At 58.8% G+C, this 2949-nt stretch carries 3 protein-coding genes; all 3 read right to left on the reverse strand.

Annotated elements, in window-relative coordinates; all coding sequences use genetic code 11:
• Positions 1–592 (reverse strand): FAD binding domain-containing protein (locus AC2VNK_RS07905; RefSeq protein WP_486883398.1); only part of this gene is annotated, 592 nt, incomplete at its 3' end.
• Complete coding sequence (locus AC2VNK_RS07910) at positions 585–1043, reverse strand: (2Fe-2S)-binding protein (RefSeq protein WP_486883399.1); 459 nt, start codon at positions 1041–1043, stop codon at positions 585–587. The genes AC2VNK_RS07905 and AC2VNK_RS07910, both read right to left, overlap by 8 nt.
• A gap of 2 nt (positions 1044–1045) precedes the next feature.
• On the reverse strand, positions 1046–2949 hold a 1904-nt coding region (locus AC2VNK_RS07915; RefSeq protein WP_486883400.1), incomplete at its 5' end, for a xanthine dehydrogenase family protein molybdopterin-binding subunit.

Below are 2949 nucleotides of genomic sequence, written 5' to 3' on the forward strand. Positions count from 1 at the left end.
CCGCGATACTCACCTTGGCAATAGCTTGTGCTGCCCGTGTTCCGACCTTCCGAAAATAGCCGCGACTGCGTTTTGGGGGGTAAGGAATCCAGAGCGCGCTGAGTAACTCTCCGGGCTGCAAGGCCGTCTTGCGATACCCCAGATGGAAATCTCCATAAGGCAACCAGCGCAAGCCGTGATGATGGGCGATCTCCAGACGTGCGCCATAAGCCAGCAATACCGGCGCGTTGTCCGCCGCAGGGGAGGCATTGCAGACGTTGCCACCCAGCGTGGCGCGGTTTTGAATGGGCGGCGCCCCAGTCACCGCCGCCGAGGCGGCCAGCATCGGCCAGTGGGCGACCACTTCCGCGTGCCGGCGAATCGCTTCCAGGGAAGTAGCGGCGCCAATCCGGATACCCTCTTCCGTAATCTGCAGCCCCTGCAACTCCTGCAGTCCGCTGATGTCCAGCCAGGACTCCGGGCGCCGCTCCGGGGCGAGATGACTCTCCACCATAAGGTCGGTCCCGCCCGAAATCACCCGATATGGGCCGGGGGCTGTCGCCAATATCTCCAGGGCTTCCGGCAAATGTCGCGGCCTTATCCAATCAGACATCAGCAACCCCTCCGGCAGCCTGGGCGATGGCCGCATAAATGCGCCCATACCCGGTACAGCGACAGAGATTGCCGCTCAGGCCCCAGCGAATCTCCTCCAGGGTCGGATTCGCATGCTCCGCCAACAGAGCGGTCGCCGCGAGCATCATACCCGGTGTACAAATTCCGCACTGGGTAGCACCGCACTGAACAAAAGCTTGTGCCAGAGCACTATCTTCGGGAAGGCCCTCTACCGTGGTAATCTCCGCCCGTTCCATCTGCCCAAGAGGAACCAGGCAACTATTCACCAGCCTGCCATTCACCAGCACCGCGCAGGCGCCACATTCTCCTTCGCCGCAACCTTCTTTGGTCCCCTTGAGGTCGCATTCATTACGCAATACATCTAGTAAACGGGCATTCGGCGCTGAGCTGCTCTGAAATGCTTCACCATTGATGCGCATCGTCGTCGACATGATCAATTCCCTCTGCTCATCGTTAGCTCCAGCAGCATTTCGGGCTTGACCGGAATCTGGCAAATATCGATATCCAAGGCCTGCTGAATCGCATTGACGATAGCGGGTGCTGGACCATCCATGGGTAATTCACCGACGCCTTTCGCCCCTTTAGGACCAGCTCCCAAGCCACCTTCCAGCAACACCACGTGCATAAATCCCAAATCCGCGCTGGTGGGTATGATGTAATTGGTCAGACGGTCATTGGCCATGACCCCGCGCTCATTCCAGAGCACATCCTCATAGAGGGCATAACCAATACCCTGGGCAACACCCCCCTCAATCTGGCCCTGCACAATCACCGGATGCACCGCATCGCCGATTTCCTGTACCGCGGTAAAATCAAGCACCCGCGTTTCGAGCGTCAACACATCCACTTCCACTTCGGCAATATAAGCCGCCCAGGCATAACTGGCGTAAGCCCGCCCCAAAAAGGCCTGCTCATCCCAACGCATGTCCGTCGGCGGCTGGTACTGTGCGGTCACCAGCGTATCCCCGGCGACTGCGCACAGCCGGGCACACGCTGCGGCAAAACTTTGTGCGTCATGAGGCGCCGCCAACTCCGCCGTTTCCCGTAGCCGTTGCAATAATTGTCCCGCCGCCTTCTGGATGAGCTCCCCGACCACCATACAGGTGCGGGAGGCGACCGTCGGTCCGGAATTTGGCACCCTGGAGGTATCCGCCTGCGCCAGATGCACGCGATCCATGGGCAGGCCCAGCGCGTCAGCCGCAATCTGGACCAGCGTGGTCGCCGCACCCTGCCCCATTTCGGTGTTGGAACAGAGAATTTCGACGTGCCCATTGGCCAGGGCTTGCAGAGAGACCCGGGACGCCAGATGCAATTCACCGTTGCCGGTAAAACCGGCACCATGGGCAAAAGTCGCCAGACCAATGCCTTTGCGGGTCTGATGTCCGGCCGCATTCCAGGCCCTGTACTCCGCCAGCCGCTGGTAATAATGCGTATGTTCCAATGCCACATCGAGGGTGGCATGGGCAAAACAGTCAGCACCCACCACATCACCCGTGGGATTCACATCGCCGGTGCGCAACAAATTTATCCGGCGCAATTCGGCAGGGTCCATAGCCAGTTTTCTCGCCAGCCGGTCCATGGCCACTTCCATGGCAAAAATGCTTTGCGGCGCACCAAATCCGCGAAATGCACCAAAGGGCGGATGGTTGGTCGCGACGGCGCGCCCCCTGACCCGGATGTGGGCGCACTTATATGGTCCCGGTGCATGAATAACACCACGGGAGAGCACTACCGGACTGAGGGTACGATAAGCCCCGCCATCAATGGCGAAATCCATATCGATAAACTGCAATTCTCCGGCCTTGTTGGCCCCCAGACTAATCAGGGTACGGGAAGGATGACGCTTGGGCGTCACCCGCAAATCCTCGCCCCGCTCATAAACAAGTTTTACCGAACGGCCCCCCGCTTTGAGCGCCAGCAACGCCGCATGGCAAGCAATCACCGAGGGGTAATCTTCCTTGCCGCCAAAGGCCCCACCAGTGGTACTTTGCACCACCCGCAGATGATCCTTATCCATCCCCATACACTGAACCAACGCGTCCAGCACGTAGTAGGGACACTGCATGGAACCTTCTACCAGAATGCTGCCGTCTTTCTGCAAATGCGCCAGCATCCCTTGCGGCTCAATATAGAGTTGCTCCTGGGACGGGGTGAGAAAGCGCTCTTCGATGACGACATCGGCAAGATGCTCCCCCTCCGCAACATCACCCCGATCCAGAAGATAATCTGTATAAATATTGCCGGGTATGATTTCTTGTTGCGCAGCGAGTGCCGCATCAATATCAAAAATTGGCGCGGCATTGGGCAACACCACCAAAGAGATACCCTTCAGCGCCA

This window comes from Acidithiobacillus sp. TH-A35, assembly GCF_057473505.1.